At 68.4% G+C, this 17,767-nt stretch carries 22 protein-coding genes and 3 tRNA genes; 19 read left to right on the top strand and 6 right to left on the bottom strand.

Annotation, left to right across the window (positions count from 1 at the left end):
- Nucleotides 1-3: 3 nt before the first annotated feature.
- Nucleotides 4-726 (bottom strand): MBL fold metallo-hydrolase, encoded by a 723-nt coding sequence (locus tag G6N10_RS10830; RefSeq protein WP_085096292.1) that lies wholly within the window; start codon nucleotides 724-726, stop codon nucleotides 4-6.
- A gap of 148 nt (nucleotides 727-874) precedes the next feature.
- Here G6N10_RS10830 and G6N10_RS10825 point away from each other — a divergent pair, with 148 nt between their 5' ends.
- The 14 genes from G6N10_RS10825 to G6N10_RS10760 all read left to right on the top strand — a co-directional run bounded on the left by G6N10_RS10825 (nucleotide 875) and on the right by G6N10_RS10760 (nucleotide 8,129).
- Nucleotides 875-1,342: an RrF2 family transcriptional regulator gene (locus G6N10_RS10825; RefSeq protein ID WP_085096294.1), complete on the top strand. Its 468-nt coding sequence runs from the start codon at nucleotides 875-877 to the stop codon at nucleotides 1,340-1,342.
- On the top strand, nucleotides 1,339-2,544 hold the full coding sequence (locus G6N10_RS10820; protein ID WP_085096296.1) for a globin domain-containing protein: 1,206 nt from the start codon (nucleotides 1,339-1,341) through the stop codon (nucleotides 2,542-2,544). The genes G6N10_RS10825 and G6N10_RS10820 overlap by 4 nt, the downstream gene beginning before the upstream one ends.
- 165 nt (nucleotides 2,545-2,709) lie before the next feature.
- A tRNA-Thr gene (locus G6N10_RS10815) sits at nucleotides 2,710-2,782 on the top strand.
- A 38-nt stretch (nucleotides 2,783-2,820) separates the two neighbouring features.
- Nucleotides 2,821-2,894 (top strand) — tRNA-Met (locus tag G6N10_RS10810).
- Nucleotides 2,895-2,931: 37 nt separating this feature from the next.
- Nucleotides 2,932-3,099 carry a 50S ribosomal protein L33 gene (gene rpmG / locus G6N10_RS10805; protein WP_085096298.1) on the top strand — a complete coding sequence of 56 codons (168 nt, stop codon included), beginning with the start codon at nucleotides 2,932-2,934 and terminating at the stop codon, nucleotides 3,097-3,099.
- 81 nt (nucleotides 3,100-3,180) lie between these two features.
- Nucleotides 3,181-3,660 carry a (3R)-hydroxyacyl-ACP dehydratase subunit HadA gene (gene hadA, locus G6N10_RS10800; RefSeq protein WP_085096300.1) on the top strand — a complete coding sequence of 160 codons (480 nt, stop codon included), beginning with the start codon at nucleotides 3,181-3,183 and terminating at the stop codon, nucleotides 3,658-3,660.
- Complete coding sequence (hadB, locus tag G6N10_RS10795) at nucleotides 3,647-4,075, top strand: (3R)-hydroxyacyl-ACP dehydratase subunit HadB (RefSeq protein ID WP_085096302.1); 429 nt, start codon at nucleotides 3,647-3,649, stop codon at nucleotides 4,073-4,075. Before hadA ends, hadB begins: the two co-directional genes overlap by 14 nt.
- A gap of 3 nt (nucleotides 4,076-4,078) precedes the next feature.
- Nucleotides 4,079-4,582 carry a (3R)-hydroxyacyl-ACP dehydratase subunit HadC gene (gene hadC, locus G6N10_RS10790; protein ID WP_085096304.1) on the top strand — a complete coding sequence of 168 codons (504 nt, stop codon included), beginning with the start codon at nucleotides 4,079-4,081 and terminating at the stop codon, nucleotides 4,580-4,582.
- Nucleotides 4,583-4,713: 131 nt separating this feature from the next.
- Nucleotides 4,714-4,786: transfer RNA gene (locus G6N10_RS10785), tRNA-Trp, on the top strand.
- A gap of 44 nt (nucleotides 4,787-4,830) precedes the next feature.
- A complete protein-coding gene (gene secE / locus G6N10_RS10780; protein ID WP_085096306.1) occupies nucleotides 4,831-5,274 on the top strand; it encodes a preprotein translocase subunit SecE in 444 nt (147 codons plus the stop codon).
- Nucleotides 5,275-5,312: 38 nt separating this feature from the next.
- The gene (gene nusG, locus G6N10_RS10775) at nucleotides 5,313-6,047 is read left to right on the top strand and encodes a transcription termination/antitermination protein NusG (protein WP_109750522.1); all 735 of its coding nucleotides are present in this window, start codon (nucleotides 5,313-5,315) and stop codon (nucleotides 6,045-6,047) included.
- A gap of 24 nt (nucleotides 6,048-6,071) precedes the next feature.
- On the top strand, nucleotides 6,072-6,500 hold the full coding sequence (rplK, locus tag G6N10_RS10770) for a 50S ribosomal protein L11 (protein ID WP_085096310.1): 429 nt from the start codon (nucleotides 6,072-6,074) through the stop codon (nucleotides 6,498-6,500).
- 103 nt (nucleotides 6,501-6,603) lie between these two features.
- The gene (rplA, locus tag G6N10_RS10765) at nucleotides 6,604-7,311 is read left to right on the top strand and encodes a 50S ribosomal protein L1 (protein ID WP_085096312.1); all 708 of its coding nucleotides are present in this window, start codon (nucleotides 6,604-6,606) and stop codon (nucleotides 7,309-7,311) included.
- Between the two features lie 179 nt (nucleotides 7,312-7,490).
- The gene (locus G6N10_RS10760; RefSeq protein WP_085096314.1) at nucleotides 7,491-8,129 is read left to right on the top strand and encodes a M15 family metallopeptidase; all 639 of its coding nucleotides are present in this window, start codon (nucleotides 7,491-7,493) and stop codon (nucleotides 8,127-8,129) included.
- A gap of 1 nt (nucleotide 8,130) precedes the next feature.
- On the opposite strand, the gene G6N10_RS10755 is transcribed toward G6N10_RS10760, so the two are convergent.
- From G6N10_RS10755 to G6N10_RS10740, 4 genes are all read right to left on the bottom strand, one after another.
- Nucleotides 8,131-9,000: a cyclopropane mycolic acid synthase family methyltransferase gene (locus G6N10_RS10755; protein WP_085096316.1), complete on the bottom strand. Its 870-nt coding sequence runs from the start codon at nucleotides 8,998-9,000 to the stop codon at nucleotides 8,131-8,133.
- Nucleotides 9,001-9,105: 105 nt separating this feature from the next.
- Nucleotides 9,106-9,957 carry an alpha/beta fold hydrolase gene (locus G6N10_RS10750; protein ID WP_085096489.1) on the bottom strand — a complete coding sequence of 284 codons (852 nt, stop codon included), beginning with the start codon at nucleotides 9,955-9,957 and terminating at the stop codon, nucleotides 9,106-9,108.
- A gap of 59 nt (nucleotides 9,958-10,016) precedes the next feature.
- Nucleotides 10,017-11,426 (bottom strand): ABC1 kinase family protein, encoded by a 1,410-nt coding sequence (locus tag G6N10_RS10745; protein ID WP_085096318.1) that lies wholly within the window; start codon nucleotides 11,424-11,426, stop codon nucleotides 10,017-10,019.
- 101 nt (nucleotides 11,427-11,527) lie between these two features.
- Nucleotides 11,528-11,668 carry a hypothetical protein gene (locus G6N10_RS10740; protein WP_163742385.1) on the bottom strand — a complete coding sequence of 47 codons (141 nt, stop codon included), beginning with the start codon at nucleotides 11,666-11,668 and terminating at the stop codon, nucleotides 11,528-11,530.
- A 121-nt stretch (nucleotides 11,669-11,789) separates the two neighbouring features.
- Here G6N10_RS10740 and G6N10_RS10735 point away from each other — a divergent pair, with 121 nt between their 5' ends.
- The 3 genes from G6N10_RS10735 to rplL all read left to right on the top strand — a co-directional run bounded on the left by G6N10_RS10735 (nucleotide 11,790) and on the right by rplL (nucleotide 13,974).
- On the top strand, nucleotides 11,790-12,695 hold the full coding sequence (locus G6N10_RS10735; protein WP_085096491.1) for an ROK family protein: 906 nt from the start codon (nucleotides 11,790-11,792) through the stop codon (nucleotides 12,693-12,695).
- A gap of 243 nt (nucleotides 12,696-12,938) precedes the next feature.
- Nucleotides 12,939-13,535, top strand: a complete 597-nt coding sequence (rplJ, locus tag G6N10_RS10730; RefSeq protein WP_085096320.1) for a 50S ribosomal protein L10 — start codon at nucleotides 12,939-12,941, stop codon at nucleotides 13,533-13,535.
- A gap of 49 nt (nucleotides 13,536-13,584) precedes the next feature.
- Nucleotides 13,585-13,974 (top strand): 50S ribosomal protein L7/L12, encoded by a 390-nt coding sequence (gene rplL, locus G6N10_RS10725; RefSeq protein ID WP_085096322.1) that lies wholly within the window; start codon nucleotides 13,585-13,587, stop codon nucleotides 13,972-13,974.
- Nucleotides 13,975-14,115: 141 nt separating this feature from the next.
- On the opposite strand, the gene G6N10_RS10720 is transcribed toward rplL, so the two are convergent.
- Nucleotides 14,116-14,793, bottom strand: coding sequence for a TetR/AcrR family transcriptional regulator (locus tag G6N10_RS10720; RefSeq protein WP_085096324.1), 678 nt, complete (start codon nucleotides 14,791-14,793; stop codon nucleotides 14,116-14,118).
- Nucleotides 14,794-14,924: 131 nt separating this feature from the next.
- Here G6N10_RS10720 and G6N10_RS10715 point away from each other — a divergent pair, with 131 nt between their 5' ends.
- Entirely contained in the window at nucleotides 14,925-16,430 is a 1,506-nt protein-coding gene (locus G6N10_RS10715; RefSeq protein ID WP_085096326.1) for a carotenoid oxygenase family protein, read from the top strand.
- A 129-nt stretch (nucleotides 16,431-16,559) separates the two neighbouring features.
- A complete protein-coding gene (locus G6N10_RS10710; protein WP_085096328.1) occupies nucleotides 16,560-17,636 on the top strand; it encodes an ABC transporter ATP-binding protein in 1,077 nt (358 codons plus the stop codon).
- Nucleotides 17,637-17,767: the final 131 nt, after the last annotated feature.

Here is a 17,767-nt window from a genome sequence, read left to right as displayed (position 1 = left end):
CGCTCAGCCGCCCATCAGCATCTGCCATTGCTGCAGGTTCGAGGCCCGATAGACGTAGTTGGTCCGCTTGACGTCCTCCAGTGCGGCGCTGGGCTCTTCGGAGTACCAGTGCCCCGGGAAGACGGTCGGATCGCCGGACAGTCGGGCCAGTTGCTGCAGGCTGGCGAACATGTCGTCGACGTTGCCGCCGGGGAAGTCGGTGCGGCCGCAGCCGTCCAGGAACAGGGTGTCCCCGGCGACCAGCCGGTTGTCCAGCAGGAAACACTGGCTGCCCGGGGTGTGCCCGGGGGTGTGCAGCAGTTCGATGTCGATGTCGCCGACGGACACCGTGTCGCCGTGCCGGTGCCCGGTCAGCTCGCTGCGCGCAATGCCGGTGACATTCGCCACCCAGTCCGCCTCCAGCTCGTTGACGTGCACCGGGACGCTGGTTCGCTCCAGCAGTTCGGCCAGCCCGGACAGCGTGAACCCCATCATGGTGCCGCCGACGTGGTCGGGATGGTGGTGGGTGACCAGCACGCCGGACAGCCGCATCCCGTCGTTCTCCAACACGTCGACGAGGTCGCCGGCGGCGTAGGCCGGATCCACCACCACCGCGTCACCGGTCTCCCGGTCGCCGATCAGGTAGGCGAAGTTGCGCATCTGGGTGGCGATCATGTCGCCCGCGGCAAAATCCCGCCCGGACAGCAGCTGGCGGAAGTAGAGGCGGTCGTCGTTACCGGAAGCCATGCGGTGAGCTTACGGAAGTGTCCCGGCGGCGCCCACCGGTGCCGCCCGACACGGTCCTCGCAGCTACAAAAACCGCATTTCAAAGGGTGTTTAAGGGCACACATTTAAAACTGGCATCGTTGATGCGCATTTTATTAGCGTGCATCTTGTGCAGCTCACCCGGTTCACCGACCTCGGCCTTCGGGCCGTGATGCTGCTCGCCGCCGCCGAGGCCCGCGAGCAGCGGGTCACCACCCGCAGCATCGCCACCGCGGCGGGGGCGTCGGAGAACCACATCGCCAAGGCGGTGTCCCGGCTGGCCGAACTCGGCCTCGTCGCGACCCGGCGCGGGCGGGCCGGCGGACTGGCGCTGACCGACGCCGGCCGCAACGTGTCCGTCGGCTGGCTGGTCCGTCGCCTGGAGGGTGACCAGGAGGTCATCGACTGTGCGGGGGACCAGCCCTGCCCGTTGGTGAGCGCCTGCCGGTTGCGCCGCGCGATGGCGGCCGCCAAGGAGGCGTTCTACGCCGAACTGGACCGGCACACCGTCACCGAACTCGCCGGGGACAGCTCGCTCCCCGTCGTATTGCAGCTGAACACCGACGTTCTGCTGACCACCGAAAGGATCCCGTCATGACCGTCGCCGTCGAACGCGCCGAACTCTCGCCCGAGCAGGCCGAGGTGATCAAGGCCACGTTGCCACTGGTCGGGGCCCATATCGAAGAGATCACCACGGAGTTCTACCAGCGGATGTTCGCCGCCCACCCCGAGCTGATCCGCAACCTGTTCAACCGGGGCAACCAGGCCCAGGGCGCCCAGCAGAAGGCGCTGGCCGCCTCCGTTGCGACGTTCGCCACCCACCTGATCGATCCCAACCTGCCGCACCCGGCCGAGCTGATGAGCCGCATCGCGCACAAGCACACCTCGCTGGGCATCGTCGCCGAGCAGTACCCGATCGTCTACGAAAACCTGTTCGCCGCGATCGTGACGGTGCTCGGGGCCGACGTGGTGACCGAGGAGGTTGCCACTGCCTGGGACCGGGTGTTCTGGGTGATGGCCGAATCGCTGATCGACGAGGAACGCGAGCTCTACCGCGCGGCCGGGGTGTCCGACGGCGACGTCTTTCGCCGGCTGCGGGTGCTCGAGCGCAGCGAGGACCCCTCGGGCGTGCTGCTGATCACCGTCAACGCCGGTGCCGCGCAGGCGCTGCCCGGGCAGTACGTCTCGGTCGGTGTGACGCTGCCCGACGGCGCCCGCCAGCTGCGTCAGTACAGCCTGGTCGGCATCGACGGGGAGGCGCTGACCTTCGCCGTCAAGCCCGTCGAGTCGACCGGCGACACCCCCGCCGGCGAGGTGTCCAACTGGCTGCGGGACAACCTGCAGGTCGGCGACCTGCTCGATGTCACGGTGCCGTTCGGGGATCTGCCGATGCCCGACGCGTCCGCGCCGATCGTGCTGATCTCCGCGGGCATCGGCATCACCCCGATGATCTCGATCCTTCAGCACCTGGCCGAGCAGGCCCCGCAGGCCATCGTGCGGGTGCTGCACGCCGACCGCAGCGCCGCCAGCCACCCGCTGCGCGACCGCCAGCTCGAGCTGGCCAGGCGGCTGCCGAACGCCACCGTCGAACTGTGGTACGAGCAGGGCGCCGAGGAGGTGGCCGCCCGCCCCGGCCAGATGAGCATCGGCGACGTCGACGTCCCCGCCGGCGCAAACGTCTACCTCTGCGGTCCGGACGGCTTCGTCCGGGCGCAGCGCGACGCGTTGACGATGTCCGGGGTGCCGGCCGCCCGGGTGCACTGCGAGCTGTTCAGCCCCAACGACTGGCTGCTGAACTGAGCCGCACCCGGCCGTGACGACGCCGGCCGGTTCGGGCCCACCCGCCCGGATCGGCCGGTTTCGGCCGGTTTCGGCCGGTTTGACCAGCGGTTTGGTGTAGCCCAGTGCCAGCCTGTACCCTTCTTAAGGCTCACCCGGCGTCGCCGGGAGAGGCATGCAGGTCTGGCCCCCTTAGCTCAGTCGGCAGAGCGTTTCCATGGTAAGGAAAAGGTCAACGGTTCGATTCCGTTAGGGGGCTCGGTGGACGCGCGGCCCAGCGCCGCCCGCGCCTATCGGGGCGGTGTAGCTCAGCTGGTTAGAGCGCACGACTCATAATCGTGAGGTCGGGGGATCGAGTCCCCCCACCGCTACAAAGCAATCGAGACGTGAAAGTAGAGGGCAGCTGACGTGGCCTCCAGTACCGATGTGCGGCCGAAGATCACCTTGGCCTGCGAGGTGTGCAAGCATCGCAACTACATCACCAAGAAGAACCGCCGCAACGACCCGGATCGGCTGGAACTGAAGAAGTTCTGCCCGAACTGCGGCCAGCATCAGGCGCACCGCGAATCTCGCTGATCGAAGCGACTCGCTGATGAATCGAACCAACGCCACGGCGCGGGTTCGATTCGTCGGGTCCGATTAGGTAGGTTCAAGACCGTGCTGAGTGAAAAGCTTCTCGGGCACCATTTTCGGTATCCCGATCATTACGAGGTCGAACGCGAGAAGATTCGCGAATACGCCAAGGCCGTCAAGAACGAAGACCGGTCGTTTTTCAATGAGGCTGCCGCCGCCGAGCTGGGCTATGACAGCCTGCCCGCTCCGCTCACTTTCATCTCGGTTTTCGGCTACACCGCCCAGGTCGCCATGTTCGAAGACGCCGGTATCGCCCTCGCGGATGCCCAGATCGTGCACGTCGATCAGGAGCTGCGGTTCGTCCGGCAGATCAAGGCCGGCGACAGGCTCTACTGCGATGTGACCGTGGATTCGGTGCGCAAGGCGCACGGCACGGACATCATCGTCAACAAGACGGTCATCTCCAATCAGGACGGTGACGTTGTGCAGGAGGCCTACACCACCCTGGCGGGGCGTAGCGACGAAGATAATGGAGAGAGTGGCTTTAGCGATGGCACTGCGTAGTTTCGACTCGGTCAAGGTGGGCGATGAGCTGCCCGAGAAGGTCATCCCGCTGACCCGGCAGGATCTGGTGAACTATGCCGGCGTTTCCGGCGACCTGAACCCGATCCACTGGGACGACGAGATCGCCAAGATTGTCGGCCTGGACACCGCGATCGCGCACGGCATGCTGACCATGGGCATCGGTGGCGGCTATGTGACCGAATGGGTCGGCGACCCCGGCGCGGTGACCGAGTACAACGTCCGCTTCACCGCGATCGTCCCGGTCCCCAACGACGGCCGCGGCGCCGAGCTGGTCTTCAACGGCCGGGTCAAGTCGGTCGATGAGGAGACCAAGATCGCCACCATCGCGATCAACGCGACCACCGGGGGTAAGAAGATCTTCGGCCGCGCCATCGCCAAGGCGAGGCTGGCCTGACGGATGGCGATCAAGACCGACATCCGGGGCATGGTCCACACCTACGACGACTACTTCGTGGTGGGGCGTGAGAAGGTTCGCGAGTTTGCCAAGGCCGTCAAGTCGATGGACCCGGCGACCCACGACGATGCCGCCGCCGCCGAGCTGGGCTACGACGGGCTGGTGGCGTCGCTGACCTTTGTCTCCACCGTCGCGCTCATCGTGCAGCAGGACTTCTTCCGCAAGGTCGACACCGGCTTCGAGACCATGCAGATCGTGCAGGTTGACCAGCAGTTCATCTACCACCGGCCGATCAAGGTCGGCGACAAACTGTTCCCGGTCATGCACATCCACTCCGTCGACGAGCGGTTCGGGGCGGACATCGTGGTGACCCGCAACGTGCTGCACGACGAGAACGGCGAGGTGATGCTGGAGGCCTTCACCACCATGATGGGCCAGCAGGGCGAGGAGTCCGCGAAGATCAAGTTCGACGTTGCCACCGGTCAGGTCACCCGGGTAGCGGATTAGTACATCGGCCAAACGCCGATGTACACTCGGACCTCGGGATTCTCCCGGGACAAGCGCGCTGTTCGGCGGTTCGGTAGGTTGGACCGATCGGAGAGCGCGCGAGTTTTGTCGGGGATTTCCGGAGCAGGCCGAGGGGCGTAGCTCAATTGGCAGAGCAGCGGTCTCCAAAACCGCAGGTTGCAGGTTCAAGTCCTGTCGCCCCTGCTCAACTGAATAAAGCAATGCTGAACCATTAAAGGAGCTGGCGGGTGAGCGACGAGCGCGACGACGCCGACGACATCGTCGGTGGCGGCGATGACGCGGGCGCTGCTGGCCTGACGGCCCGGGCCGGGACGCCGCCGCGTCCGACCGGAAAGCGGCGCCGCGAGCGGGCCGGACAGGCCGAGGGCGCCGAGATCACCGAGGCGCTGGACGTCAAGTCCGTCGAGAAGGACGACGACGAGGCGGCCGCCGGCAAGGCGAAGAAGAAGCCGAAGAAGAAGGCCCGCACCGGGCCGTCGCGCAACCCGTTTGTGTTCGTCTTCAACTACCTCAAGCAGGTCATCGCCGAGTTGCGGAAGGTGATCTGGCCGAACCGCAAGCAGATGGTGACCTACACCTCGGTGGTGCTGGCGTTCCTGGTGTTCATGGTGACGTTGATCTCCCTGGCCGACCTGGGGCTGGCCAAACTGGTGCTGTCGGTGTTCGGCTGACCGCCGGGTACCGAGGATTTGAGAGAGGACTGACAACCGTGACGAGCTCCGAGGGCGATACGCCCCAGGCCGACTCGGGCGACGCGACTGCCGCGGTCGCCGAGGACGTCGTCGAGACCGCTGCCCAGAGCCCGGCCGAAGAGGAGCTGGATCCGGCCGTTGCGCTGAAGAAGGAGCTGCGGTCCAAGCCCGGCGACTGGTACGTCATCCACTCCTACGCCGGCTACGAGAACAAGGTGAAAGCCAACCTCGAGACCCGCGTGCAGAACCTCGACGTCGGCGACTACATCTTCCAGGTGGAGGTCCCCACCGAAGAGGTCACCGAGATCAAGAACGGCCAGCGCAAGCAGGTCAACCGCAAGGTGCTGCCGGGCTACATCCTGGTCCGGATGGACCTCACCGACGACTCCTGGTCCGCGGTGCGCAACACCCCCGGGGTGACCGGATTCGTGGGCGCCACGTCGCGGCCGACCTCGCTCTCGCTCGACGACGTGGTGAAGTTCCTGCTTCCGCAGGGCGCGGCCAAGAAGGCCGCGAAGTCCTCCGCGGCGGCCGCGGCCGGTGCGAGCTCCGAGGCCAGCCTGGAGCAGCCGGAGATCCTGGTCGACTTCGAGGTCGGTGAATCCGTCACCGTCATGGACGGCCCGTTCGCGACGCTGCCCGCGTCGATCAGCGAGGTCAATGCCGAACAGCAGAAGCTCAAGGTGCTGGTGTCCATTTTTGGACGCGAGACGCCCGTGGAACTGGGCTTCAACCAGGTCGCCAAGATCTGAACTTAGGAAAGGAAACACCCCCCAATGGCACCGAAGAAGAAGGTCGCCGGGCTGATCAAGCTGCAGATCCAGGCCGGGCAGGCCAACCCCGCCCCGCCGGTCGGCCCCGCGCTCGGTCAGCACGGCGTCAACATCATGGAGTTCTGCAAGGCGTACAACGCGGCGACCGAGTCGCAGCGCGGCAACGTCATCCCCGTGGAGATCACCGTCTACGAGGACCGCAGCTTCACCTTCGCCCTGAAGACCCCGCCCGCCGCCAAGCTGCTGCTCAAGGCCGCCGGTGTGCAGAAGGGTTCGGGCGAGCCGCACAAGACGAAGGTCGCCAAGGTCAGCTGGGACCAGGTCCGGGAAATCGCCGAGACCAAGAAGGCCGATCTGAACGCCAACGACATCGACGCCGCGGCGAAGATCATCGCCGGCACCGCCCGGTCGATGGGTATCACCGTCGAGTAGTCCGACGGACCTGTCGACGCAACCAAGACCGTCGAGTGATCGACACCCCGTGGGAGGGCCCGCTTCGGCCCGCAACCACAACCTCTGAAATCAGGAGAGTGCAATGAGCAAGAACAGCAAGGCCTACCGCGAGGCCGCCGCCAAGATCGACAAGACCCAGGCGTACAGCCCGCTGGCGGCCGCCAAGCTGGCCAAGGAAACCTCGTCGAAGAACCAGGACGCCACCGTTGAGGTTGCGATCCGGCTCGGCGTGGACCCGCGCAAGGCCGACCAGATGGTCCGCGGCACCGTGAACCTGCCGCACGGCACCGGTAAGACCGCCCGCGTCGCGGTGTTCGCGGTGGGCGAGAAGGCCGAGGCGGCCCTGGCCGCCGGCGCCGATGTGGTCGGCAGCGAGGACCTGATCGAGAAGATCCAGGGCGGGTTCCTGGACTTCGACGCCGCGATCGCCACCCCGGACCAGATGGCCAAGGTCGGCCGGATCGCGCGTGTGCTCGGGCCCCGCGGCCTGATGCCGAACCCCAAGACCGGCACCGTCACCGCCGACGTCGCCAAGGCGGTCGCCGACATCAAGGGCGGCAAGATCAACTTCCGCGTCGACAAGCAGGCCAACCTGCACTTCGTGATCGGCAAGGCCTCCTTCGATGAGAAGAAGCTCGCCGAGAACTACGGCGCCGCCCTCGACGAGATCCTGCGGGCCAAGCCGTCGTCGTCCAAGGGCCGCTACCTGAAGAAGATCGTCGTCTCCACCACCACCGGCCCGGGCATCCCGGTCGACACGACCGTCACCCGGAACTTCACCGAGGAGTAGGCCGAGCCGGCGGAGCTTGCGGAGCCGGCGCTGGCCGGATCCGACCATTGGCACCGAGGAGTAGGCCGAGCCGGCGGAGCTTGCGGAGCCGGCGCTGGCCGGATCCGACCATTGATACCGAGGAGTAGGCCGAGCCGCTCCCATCGACCGTGGACCTGATGCGCATGACGATTCGGACAATGCGCAGCAGGTCCATTGTCGTTTCGGTGGGCCTGGGTGCCGCGGTGGCGCTGTCGGCGCCCGCGCAGGCGGCGCCGACCGCGGCCGACGCCGGGTTCGTCGAGATCCACCGGGCGGTGCCCGACGCGCTGGTCGACCTGCGCTACGCCGGGGCCAACAATTTCACCGGCCGGCAGCTCTACCCGACCGGTGCCCGCTGCCTGGTGCACCAGTCGCTGGCCCCCGGGCTGGCCACCGCCGCCGCGACGCTGCGCGCCGCGGGCGCGCGGCTGGTGTTCTGGGACTGCTACCGGCCGCATTCGGTGCAGGTCACGATGTTTGAGGTGGTGTCGAACCCGAACTGGGTGGCCCGCCCGGGCAGCACCGCACGCAGCCACACCGCGGGCCGTTCGGTGGACGTGACGCTGGCCGACGCGGCCGGCCGACTGGTCGACATGGGCACCGATTTCGACAGCTTCACCCCGCCCGCGCTGGCCTACGCCACCGACGGGGTGACCGCCGCCCAGCGGGCCAACCGGGCGCTGCTGCGGGAGGCGATGGCCGCCGGCGGGCTGACGGTGTATTCCGGGGAATGGTGGCACTTTGACGGGCCCGGCGCCGCCGTCGACCGGCCGATCATCGAGGTTCCGCTGACCTGAGCTATTTGGTCAGGGTGAACTGGTGCACGCTGATGTGCCCGGAGGCGAAGTACTTCTGGCAGCCGGTGAGGTACTTGGCGAACCGGTCGTAAACCACCTGGCCCTGCAGCGCGATCGCCTCGTCGCGGTGCGCGGTCAGGGCGTCCTCCCAGATCTTGAGGGTGCGCACGTAGTGCGGACCGATCTCGTGCACCCGGGCGACGGTGAAGCCCGCCGCCACCGCGTTCTCCTCGACCTTGGGCACCGACGGCAGTCGGCCGCCGGGGAAGATCTCGTCGGCGATGAACTTGGCGAACCGGGCGTGCTCGAACGTCAGCGACAGTCCCAGTTCCTGGGCCCGGCGCAGGTCGAAGCCGGTGATGGTGTGCAGCAGCATGACGCCGTCGTCGGGCAGCGCGCGGTGGGTGGTTTCGAAGAACGCCGGGTAGCGGTCGAAGCCGAAATGCTCGAAGGCGCCGATCGACACGATGCGGTCGACGTGGTCGTCGAACTCCTCCCAGCCCTGCAGTCGGACCTCGATGGTCCGGTCGGTGTCGATGGTGGCCAGCTTCTCGACGGCGTACCGCTGCTGCTCGCGGCTGAGCGTCAGCCCGATCACGTTGACGTCGTATTGCTGCACCGCGCGGGCCAGGCCGGCGCCCCAGCCGCAGCCGATGTCGAGCAGCGTCATGCCGGGCCGCAGGCCGAGCTTGCCCAGCGCCAGATCGAACTTCGCCAGCTGGGCCTGGTCGCCGGTCATGTCCTCGCGCTCGAAATAACCGCAGGTATAGCCCATGGTCTCGCCCAGAAACAGCTGGTAGAACTCGTTGGAGATGTCGTAGATCTCGGCGAGTTCCTCGTATTTCGGGCTCAGCTTTGACTTCTCGGTCACAACGACCTCCCGGTTCGTTGGTGCTACCGGGTCAATGGTACGACCGTGCCGCCGCGGGCGGGGTTTTCGAACCGTCCGCCGCGGTGTTTGCGCTGGTCGCAGCGGCTAATTCGGCGTCGCGCGGAAGGTCGTGTCGAGCTCGTCGACGATCGGTGTCCACAACGGCTCGGGCAGGTCGTGACCCATCCCGTCGAGCAGCACCAGCCGGGCACCGTCGATGTTGCCGGCGATCGACCGGCCGCCGGTCGGCCGCATCAGCCGGTCGGCGCGACCGTGGATCACCACCGTCGGTGCGGTGGTGCGCCGATTGTGGTGGCGCAGGCTGCCGCTGCCCAGGATGGCGCCGAACTGCCGGGCGATGCCGACCGGGTAGTAGCTGCGGTCGTAGCCCTCGGCGGCATCGGCGCGCAGCCGCTCCTCCGGCGCCGGGAAACCGGGGCTGCCGATGATGCGGCTGACCCGCACCGAGTTGTCGATGATCACCTCCCGCGGCGAATCCACCGGCGGGCCCTTGAGCAGCGCGAACAGCGCCTTCGGGTGCGGCGGCGGGAGCGCGGCCCGGTTGTTGCTGGAGAAGATGACGCCGAGCGAGCGGGTGCGTTCGGCGTGCCGGGAGGCCAGCACCTGGGCGATCATCCCGCCCATCGAGGCGCCGACGATGTGGGCACCGTCGAGGCTCAGGTGGTCGAGGACGGCCGCGGCGTCGTCGGCCATGTCCTCCAGGGTGTACACCGCGGGGCTGGGCCGGCCCAGCGTCGAGCGCACCATGCCGGCGTACTGCGATCCGGGTACCCGCTGCCCATCGAGTTTGCTGGACAGGCCGACGTCGCGGTTGTCGAACCGGATCACCCGGTATCCGCGGTCGATGATCTGCTGGCAGAAGCCGGGCCGCCACAGCAGCAACTGAGCGCCCAGACCCATGATCAGCAGCACCGCCGGATCGGTGGGATCGCCCATGTCCTCGTAGTAGATGTCCAGGTCGCCGGAGCGGGCGACGCCGGAGCGCACCGCGGCGGTCACCGGACCGCCTCGCCGGGTGGCGTTGCCGCGGCGTCGGGAGCCGGTGCCGCGCTGTCGTCGAGGTCCAGGTCCTCGCGGTGGTCGCGGCTGACCTCCACCATGAAGTTGGCGAAGTAGCCGGAGAACTGCGGGTCGCTCATCATCTGCCACCTCGGGGCGAGCAGCTTCATGTACCGCTCGACGTACAGGAACTGCTTGCCGATCAGCACCAGTTCCCGGGGCAGCTTGACGTCGTAGGCGTCGGCCAGCGTGGACAGCTGCTTGCCGATCTCCGCGTACGACATGTCGCCGAGGGTTTTCAGGGTCAGCGGCGCGGCGAAGGACTCCAGGTCCTTGGCGGCCTGGGCCTCCGGCTTGGTGCGCCCGACGGCGCCGAGCAGCACGACGATCTTGCCGGCGGCGGCATGGTCCTTCTTCACCAGCAGGGCGTGGATCAATTCGCGCAGCAGCCAGCGGGTGCGCGGATCGATCCGGCCCATGATGCCGAAGTCCAGGAAGACGATCCGGCCCTGGTCGTCGACGAGCAGGTTGCCCGCGTGCAGGTCGCCGTGGAACAGGCCGTGCCGCAGGCCGCCCTCGAAGGTGGCAAACAGCAGCGCCTTGACCAACTCGGTGCCGTCGAAGCCCTGTTTGCGGATCGCGGCGACGTCGTCGATCCGCACGCCGTGCACCCGCTCCATGGTCAGCACCCGCTCGCTGGTGAAGTCCCAGTGCACGTCGGGCACCTTGATGTTGTTGCCCAGCGGAGAGGACCGCAGTCCGCTGACCCAGGCCTCCATCGACTGCGCCTCGATCCGGAAGTCGAGTTCCTCGGCGAGGTTGTCGGAGAAGTCGGCGACGACGTCGCGGGCGGACAGCCGGCGCCCCACCTTGGCCACCTCGACGAGCTGGGCGAACCGTTTGAGGATCTGCAGGTCGGCGGCCACCCGGGTCCGGATGCCGGGGCGCTGGATCTTGACCACCACCTCGGTGCCGTTGTGCAGGGTGGCGAAGTGCACCTGGGCGATCGACGCCGAGGCGAACGGCCGCTCCTCGAAGTGCTTGAAGAGGTTCTGCGGTGTATCGCCGAGTTCCTCGATGAACAGTTGGTGCACATCGTCGGGGTCGGCCGGCGGCACCGCGTCGAGCAGGCTGCGGAACTCCCGGGACAGCGGCTCGCCGAACGCCCCGGGGCTGGAGGCGATGATCTGGCCGAACTTGACGTAGGTCGGGCCGAGGTCGGCGAAGGTCTGCGGGATCTCCCCGATCAGCTTGGACTGCCAGGTTGCCGGGGTGGGAATCCGGCCGGCGAACCGGGCCGCGGTGCAGGCCAGTTGCCAGCCGGTGGTGCCGATCCGGACGGCCTCGGCGGGAAGCGGCACCCGGTCCAGCTTGGTGACCTCCCGATGCTGTTTGGTCGCACTCATCGTTGTAGTGTCTCAAACTTCGCCGCAGCCCCACGAACTTTCGTGACCTGCACTTTTATGGTCTCGGTCACGCGAGTGTGGTGATTGTGACGGGCGCGGGTTCAGTGCCTGCGCAATACCACCCGCAGTCGCGGGGAGCTCTGGTGCCAGCGCAGTCGCAGCAACAGCAGGCCGCGGTGGGCCTGCCAACCCAGGGACAGCGGATCGGGCCAGGACGACCCGGTGCGATGTTGATTATTCACAGTGCTTCCAGGGTGGCACGCAAACGTTGCGACGGCAGCGCGGCCAGGTGAACGTCACATGACGGTGGTTGCCGCGCGGGCGGTGCTCACCCGAAATCGGCAGATGGCGCACAATCGGCAGATGTCCGAGAACGTGCTGGCCATCGACATCGGCGGTACCAAGATCGCGGCGGGCCTGGTCGACCCCGGGGGCGCCCTGCTGACCTCGCAGCAGCGGCCCACTCCGCGCGGGGCCGGTGCCGAGGCGGTGTGGGCGGTGGTCGCCGACCTGGTTGCGGAGCTGACGGCCGGGGTCGGGGTGCGCGGTGCCGGCGTCGTCTCGGCGGGGCCGGTGCAGCTGCAGGCCGGCACGGTCAGCCCGATCAACGTGCCGGACTGGCGGGACTTCCCGCTGCGCGACCGGGTCGCCGAACTGCTGCCGGGCCGGCCGGTCCGGCTGGCCGGCGACGGTGTCGCGATGGCGCTCGGTGAGCATTGGCGCGGCGCCGGGCAGGGCGCCGGTTTCCTGCTCGGCATGGTGGTGTCCACCGGCATCGGCGGTGGCCTGGTGCTCGACGGGCAGCCCTACCCGGGGCGGACCGGCAACGCCGGGCACGTCGGGCACGTCGTCGTCGACACCGCCGGGGGACCGTGCGCCTGCGGCGGGCACGGCTGTGTGGAGACCATCGCCGCGGGCCCGTCGATGGTGGCCTGGGCCAAGACGCAGGGCTGGTCGGGGCCGGCCGGCGACGCCCGTGCGCTGGCCGCCGCAGCGGCCGACGGCGACCCCATCGCGCGGTCTGCGTTCGCCCGCTCCGGTACCGCGCTGGCCGCGATGATCGCGTCGGTGGCGGCGGTCTGCGACCTGGATCTGGTGGTGGTCGGTGGCGGGGTGGCCAAGGCCGGTGAGCTGCTTTTTGAGCCGCTGCACGCCGCGCTGGCCCGGTACGCCGGGCTGGAGTTCATCGCCGAGCTGGAGGTGATCCCCGCCGAACTTGGTGGCGAGGCCGGGCTGATCGGCGCGGCCGCGCTGCTGCGCACCGACTGAGCGCCGCCGGTTTGGCAGAACGGCGTCGAGCCGTTATCGTTGTCGGCGATCCACCGAAGACCGTCGGTCACCGAGCAATCGGTTGAAGGTCCGGGATAACTCCCGGCGGCCCACGCAGGAGGACGAGGCAGACACCATCGTGCACGCCCCGGCCGCATTCCTGCGCCGGGGCGTTTGACGTTCTTGGGTGGGACAACCCGACTTTTCTCGACAAACAGGTCCCCGACACCCCAGGAGGCATGCATGGCCAAGGCTGACAAGGCCACCGCCGTTGCCGAGATCGCCGAGCAGTTCAAGGCTTCGACGGCAACGGTCATCACCGAGTACCGCGGTCTTTCCGTGGCCAGCCTGGTCGAACTGCGCCGCGCGCTCGGTGCCACGGCCACCTACTCGGTTGCCAAGAACACCCTGGCCAAGCGTGCCGCGGTGGAGGCGGGTATCGAGGGCCTGGACGAGCTGTTCGCCGGACCGACCGCGATCGCCTTCATCGAGGGCGAGCCGGTCGATGCGGCCAAGGCGCTGAAGAAGTTCGCCAAGGACCACAAGCAGCTGGTCATCAAGGGCGGCTACATGGACGGTGCCGCACTGACCGTCGCTCAGGTCGAGGCGATCGCCGACCTGGAGAGCCGCGAGGTGCTGCTGGCCAAGCTGGCCGGCGCGATGAAGGCCAACCTGTCCAAGGCCGCGGCCCTGTTCAACGCTCCGGCGTCGCAGGTCGCACGCCTCGCGGCCGCGCTGCAGGAGAAGCGGGAAGCCGAGGGCGAGCAGTCCCCGGCCGCCGAGGCTCCGGCTGCTGAGGCTCCGGCCGCCGAGGCCGACGCCACCGAAGCCGCCGAATAACCCACGTCAACAATCCGGCAATCAATCAACCCCTCCGAAAGGACACACAATGGCCAAGCTGACCACCGACGAGCTGCTCGACGCGTTCAAGGACCTGACCCTGCTCGAGCTGTCGGAGTTCGTTAAGAAGTTCGAGGAGACCTTCGAGGTCACCGCCGCCGCTCCGGTCGCCGTTGCCGCCGCCCCGGCCGCCGGTGGCGCCGGCGCCGAGGCCGCCGAGGAGCAGTCCGAGTTCGACGTCATCCTCGAGGGTGCTGGCGACAAGAAGATCGGCGTGATCAAGGTCGTCCGCGAGATCGTCTCCGGCCTGGGCCTCAAGGAGGCCAAGGATCTGGTCGACAGCGCCCCCAAGGCGCTGCTGGAGAAGGTCACCAAGGAGGCCGCCGAGGACGCCAAGGGCAAGCTCGAGGCGGCCGGCGCGTCGGTCACCGTCAAGTAGGTTTCCCCGCTTTTCCGGATCCCCGGAGATCTTCGGATCTCCGGGGATCCGGCATTTTCCCGGCCCGGTTCGCCGGCTCGGTTCACCCGGCTTGGCGCCCGACCTGGCCGCACCCGGGACGGTTTGGTGCGGGTGCCTCGCTCAGGGCCGGGCCGTGCTCGCCTGCAGCGACGCCTGCAGCGCCGGCGCGGTGTCGCCGAGGCCGATCAGGGTGTGGGCGGCCAGCGCGCCGAGCACCGGCGGCACGGCGGTGCCGTCGCTGCCGTAGAAGCCGGCCAGCTCCAGCATCACGAAGCCGTGCATCATCGTCCAGAACTGCGCGGCGATGGCCAGCACCGCGGCCTCGTCGTCGGCGCCGGTGGCGGTGATCCGGCCGACCGCGACGGCCCGTCGCACCAGGCGCACCAGATGCAGCAGGCTGGGGTGCAGGTCCCGGGCCGGCTCGCCGGCGCGGATGTCGCGGGCCGGGGCGTTGATGCCATGCGCGCTGGTGCTGCCGAACATCAGCCGGTACAGATGCGGGCGTTCGATGGCGAAGCGGCGGTAGGCGGTACCGCAGGACAGCAGGTCGGCGACCGGATCGGCGGTGTCGGGCAGGGTCAGCGCGGCGTCGAACTCGTCGAGTCCGCGGTCGGCGACGGCGGCGATCAGCGCGGGCATCCCGCCGAAGTGGGTGTAGACGGCCATCGTGGAGGTGCCCGCCGCGGTGGCGATCCGGCGGGTCTGCAGCGCGTCGGGGCCGTGGTCGTCGAGCAGGGCCAACGCCGCGGTCAGCAGGTTGTCGCGCACGGTGGGCGGTGCGCCGGGGGGTTGAGTCATCGCCGTCGATTCTGAGCCGGATGCAGAGCACTCTGATTTTGCCCGTTGCCCCACCCGCGGCACCGGGGTAGCCTCGGAGTCATTCCGCATAACAATGTTATAGCTGGTCGAATCGGCCTTCTGGAGGACTCATGACGACATCGACGCCCGCCCCCGCGGCCACCAACCCGTACCTGACCGGGGTGCTGGGTCCGGTCGCCGCCGAGGTCGAGGCCACCGATCTGCGGGTCACCGGCGAGTTGCCCGCACACCTGGACGGCCGCTACCTGCGCAACGGGCCCAACCCGGCCGGCCCGGTGGACCCGGCGCGCTACCACTGGTTCGCCGGCGACGCCATGGTGCACGGCCTGGCGCTGCGCGACGGCCGGGCACTGTGGTACCGCAACCGGTGGGTGCGCACCGCGGCGGTGGCGCGGACCCTCGGTGAGCCGAGGCCGCCGCTGGACCCCGGCGCCGGCATGCTGTCCGTCGCGCCCAACACCAACGTCATCGAGCACGCCGGGCAGACCCTCGCGCTGGTCGAAGGCGGCGGCGCGAACTATCGGCTGTCCGAGGACCTCGGCACCCTGGGCACCTGTGACTTCGACGGCACGTTGCGCGGCGGCTACACCGCTCATCCGCACCGCGACCCGCACACCGGTGAACTGCACGCGGTGTCCTACTCGTTCGCGCGCGGAACCAATGTGACCTACTCGGTGATCGACGCCGCCGGCCGGCTGCGGCGCAGCGTCGACATCCCGGTGCACGGCTTCCCGATGATGCACGACTTCACCCTGACCGAGAAGTACGTGGTGATCTACGACCTGCCGGTCACCTTCGACCCCGCCGGCGCCATCCCGGACAGCGTGCCGCGGCTGGTCCGCCCGGCGGCCCGCGCGTTGATCTCGCGGCTGGCCGGCCGGGTTCGGGTACCCGGACCGATCGCGGCCCGGATCGCCGCCGACACCACCGCGCTGCAGTCGCTGCCGTTCGCCTGGAACCCGGATTACCCGGCCCGGGTCGGGGTGCTGCCGCGCGACGGCGAGGCCGACGACATCCGCTGGTTCGACGTCGATCCGTGCTTCGTCTTCCATCCGGTCAACGGCTTCAGCGAGCAGCGCGACGGCCAGGAGGTGCTGGTCCTCGATGTGATCCGGTACGAGCGGATGTTCGACCGGGACCGCCGCGGGCCCAGCGAGGGCGAGGCCCGGCTGGACCGCTGGGAGATCAACCTGAGCACCGGCCGGGTCACCGGCCAGACCCGCGACGACCGCCCGCAGGAATTCCCCCGGATCAACGAGTCCCGCACCGGGCGGCCGCACCGGTTCGGCTACACCGTCGGCATCGACGGCCTGTTCGCCGGGGCGGCCGACCTGCGCGGCTCGGTGTTCAAGCAGGACTTCCACACCGGCGGCACCGTTGCGGCCCGGCTGGAGCCGGGCGTCGCGGTTGGCGAGCTGTGCTTCGTCCCGACGCCAGGCGGCACCGCCGAGGACGACGGCGTGCTGATGGGCTTCGGCTGGCACCGCGACCGGGATGAGGGCCGGCTGTTGGTGCTCGACGCGGGCACCCTGGAGACCGTTGCGACCGTGCATCTGCCGCAGCGGGTGCCGCTGGGATTCCACGGCAATTGGTGTCCGAGGGCCACTGCGGTATAAAACGGGTGTTCGCACAACGTGAGTGGGGCCGTTGGCCGTGCGATACAGTGAGCCCTACCACAGGTCGGAGACTGCCTCCGTCCCCGCAAACCACAGATCGGCCGTGTGCCGAAGTCGGAAGGATCGAACGTGGGCATTGGTATCCAGATCGAGGGGCTCACCAAGTCTTTCGGGTCTCAGCGCATCTGGGAAGACGTCACGTTCGATCTGCCCGCCGGCGAGGTCAGCGTCATGCTGGGGCCGTCCGGTACCGGTAAGTCGGTGTTCCTGAAGTCGCTGATCGGCCTGCTGCGGCCCGAGCGCGGCAAGATCATCGTCGACGGCACCGACATCATCCAGTGCTCGGCCAAGGAGCTCTACGAGATCCGCACGCTGTTCGGAGTGATGTTCCAGGACGGCGCGCTGTTCGGGTCGATGAACCTCTACGACAACACCGCGTTCCCGCTTCGTGAACACACGAAGAAGAGCGAGAGCGACATCCGCAAGATCGTCATGGACAAGCTGGAGATCGTGGGTCTGACCGGCCACGAGCTCAAGATGCCCGGCGAGATCTCCGGCGGTATGCGCAAGCGTGCCGGCCTGGCCCGCGCGCTGGTGCTCGATCCGGAGATCATCCTGGTCGACGAGCCGGACTCCGGTCTGGACCCGGTGCGTACCGCGTACCTGTCGCAGCTGCTGATCGACATCAACGCGCAGATCGACGCCACCATCCTGATCGTGACGCACAACATCAACATCGTGCGTACCGTGCCGGACGACATCGGCATGCTCTACCGCAAGAAGCTGGTCATGTTCGGGCCCCGCGAGGTGCTGCTGACCAGCGAGGAGCCCGCCGTCGAGCAGTTCCTCAACGGCCGCCGGATCGGTCCGATCGGCATGTCGGAGGAAAAGGACGAGGCCACCGCCGCCGCCGAGGCCGCCGCCCTGGAGATGGGTCAGGGGCACGGCGGTGTCGAGGAGGTCAGCGGGGTGCCCCCGCAGCTGACCGCCTCCCCGGGGATGCCGGTGCGCAAGGCCGTCGCCCGTCGGCAGGCCCGGGTGCGCGAGATGATGCACACCCTGCCGCTGGCCGCCCAGGAGGCCATCCGCGCCGACCTGGCCGCCACCGGTGGCGACGCCCCGGCCGATTACGACGCCGAGACGGTCAGCCTGGGCAAGCGCGACGACGAGGCCACCGCGGTCATTCCGGTCCAGCAGGAGGGTTAGCGGCGCGGGCCCCTTGACGGACGGGCGCCAAGGGGCCACTCTGTTGGGCAGCATGTTTCAACGGATCGATCGGGCTGCCGGCCAGCGCTTGAAGGTCGTTGACATGCGGTATTTACCGGACAGTTGAGGAA

The organism is Mycolicibacterium fallax (assembly GCF_010726955.1).
Lineage (GTDB): Bacteria > Actinomycetota > Actinomycetes > Mycobacteriales > Mycobacteriaceae > Mycobacterium > Mycobacterium fallax.
The sequence above is the reverse complement of the archived record's forward strand: the minus strand, read 5'-3'. Positions and strand labels throughout refer to the sequence as shown.